We start from the raw sequence: 2,514 nt of genomic DNA on the forward strand, positions 1-2,514 counted from the left end.
AGATATTTTATTCGGGTCAAAAAATGATATATTTTTAAAAATGGGATTTATAAATGCCCTAAATCATTTATCTGTGGATATTCAGGGTGATTTCGGTTACAACCCCATTTTTGATCACATACTGACGGTGAGATAAAAACCCGACAACAGTTGGATCATGAGATATCAGGAGATAAGCAATCTTATCACGTTTCTGAAACTCTCTGAGAAGGTGAAGAATCTGGGCTTGTACCGAAATATCGAGACCTGAAGTTGGTTCATCAAGAATTATCACTTTGGGCCTTGAAAGAAGAATTCTGGCAAGAGCCAGCCGTTGTGCCTGCCCTCCAGATATCTGATCAGGGTACCGGGAGAGAACTTCCGGGTGAATTCCAACTTTATCACAAAGCGAAGTGATACAGTTTTCGTAATCAGAAGAAAGGTATCCAAGTAAATCTGCTACAACTTTGATTGATTGACCTATCGTTCTGAACGGGTGAAATGTTCCTTGTGGATCCTGAAAGAGCATTTGAACTGACCTCCGGTATTTACACCACAGTTTCTGGTTTCCTGAGTGAATATCTACTCCCTGAAAACACACGCCCCCTTTATCGGACCGCTCTATTCCTGCTAGAATTTTGCCGAGTGTTGTTTTTCCAGAACCTGATGGTCCCATCAGTCCTACAGATTCTCCTTCATCAATCTGAATAGAACAATCTGACAGGATTACATGCGACTTTCCCAGCAGGCTCTGACGGTATGTTTTAGATATCTGATTTGTCTCAATCAGCACCGATGGCATCTGACCTCCCTCTCTTCGTATCTGACAAGGTCAGGATGGAAATGATTACAGTGTTCATCACTCATGGTACATCGTGGGGAAAATCTGCATCCGTTTGGGATTTCTGAAAGAGCCGGGGCCATACCTGGAATAGGAATAAAACCATTCTCCGGAAGACTCTTGAGGAGTGATTTGGTATACGGGTGCCTGGGAAAAGTCAGAACGCCTGATGTCAACCCGGCTTCAATCACCTCTCCGGCATACATCACCATTATTCTGGTAGACAGATTCCTGACAAAGGAAATATCATGAGAAATGAGAATAATTCCTCTCATGTTTGATTGAATCTTTTCAAGAGACAGCTGAACATCTTTTACCCTGTCATAATCGAGCCCTTTGGTGGGCTCATCCATGATGACAACTTTGGAATTCAGACCTGACACGATAGCCAGAAGTGCCCGTTGATTCATTCCTCCAGAACATTGACATGGATACTTGCTCATAATATCAGAAGGATTACACCCTGCCTGACAGAGGATTGTCTCAATCGTCTGCTGGTCTGCAGATTTATGGTGAACTTTTAACGGCTCAATAATCTGTCTTTTTATCCGGTATAAAGGATTAAGGGAGCGGTCGGGACTTTGGAACAGAATGGCAATACGATCCCCACGAACCTTATCCATATCTTCATCAGGGATTTCTGAAATACAAAGACCGTCGATAATGATTCGTCCTTGAATCCTGGCTGAACCTGGAAGAATTCTTACGATTGCATGTGCTGCAACAGACTTTCCACATCCTGATTCACCGATTATTGCAACGGTCTCTCCTTCTGCAAGAGTTAAGGAAAAGTCAGATACTGTACAGACTTCACGTTCCCCTGACCTGAACCAGACTGATAATCTGTCAACTTGCAGGATATTTTTTTTATTCAATCAAATGCCCTCTCAGTCTGTTTTGTCTCCCATATCGATCCGATCCTGACACATGCAAGTATCATCAGTACGATGCAAATCGCCGGAGGTCCATACCACCACCACATATTTCTTATAAAACCTCCATGAGAGAATGCATCAGCAATCATTTTTCCCCAACTGTTCATGGTTGGATCAGATAAACCTAGAAAGGAAAGAGATGCTTCAGAGATCATCGCCCCGGCAACAACAATCATTAATTTTGGGAGAATCACCGGGTAGAGTACAGGAATAATATCCCGTGTCATGATCCATCCGGGAGAAAATCCAAACGTTTTTGATGAAAGAATAAATCCTGAACTTGTCACCTGCATGACCCGGGATCTAACCATTCTTGCTGTGGTTTCCCAGGATAAAAAACCCAGAACCATAATGAGAAGCAAAATGCTTGGCCTTGTCATTGCGGCGATGAGAATAATTACCGGAATTTTTGGAACAATGAGTACGAGATCTGTCAGGCCCATAAGCAGGTCATCAATAATTCCTGAAAAATAACCTGCAGCAAGTCCGATGACAAGTCCTATCATCACTGAAATAAATCCGGCTGAAAATGCGATTATGAGAGAGACTCTGGCTGAATACACAACAACCGAGAAGATATCGTGTCCGACATCATCAGTTCCAAGAATATGATCTGATGATGGGTTAAGATATGGTTTATAGCGTTTGGAATTTTCATTTCCTGAAATAGCAGCGGGAAAAATCGCACACAACAGGAATAATCCGAGGATAATTACAGCACATATAACACCGGGCTGCAGATATTTTTCATATCCCGGA

The 2,514-nt window shown here is 42.5% G+C and carries 3 protein-coding genes; all 3 read right to left on the reverse strand.

The window, feature by feature from the left end; genetic code table 11:
• Positions 1-67: 67 nt before the first annotated feature.
• Positions 68-781, reverse strand: coding sequence for an ABC transporter ATP-binding protein (locus tag VN429_RS06705; protein ID WP_325631242.1), 714 nt, complete (start codon positions 779-781; stop codon positions 68-70).
• Positions 766-1,695 (reverse strand): ABC transporter ATP-binding protein, encoded by a 930-nt coding sequence (locus tag VN429_RS06710; protein WP_325631245.1) that lies wholly within the window; start codon positions 1,693-1,695, stop codon positions 766-768. Before VN429_RS06710 ends, VN429_RS06705 begins: the two co-directional genes overlap by 16 nt.
• Positions 1,692-2,514, reverse strand: an 823-nt coding sequence (locus tag VN429_RS06715) for an ABC transporter permease (RefSeq protein WP_325631247.1), incomplete at its 5' end; no start/stop codon positions are given. The genes VN429_RS06715 and VN429_RS06710, both read right to left, overlap by 4 nt.

The organism is Methanospirillum sp., from assembly GCF_035560735.1.
In the GTDB taxonomy this organism is placed as follows: Archaea; Halobacteriota; Methanomicrobia; order Methanomicrobiales; family Methanospirillaceae; genus Methanospirillum.

What these genes read in the sequence shown, in the direction of transcription:
- VN429_RS06705 (WP_325631242.1), bottom strand. Translation starts at nt 781, where the DNA reads ATGCCATCGGTGCTGATTGAGACAAATCAGATATCTAAAACATACCGT.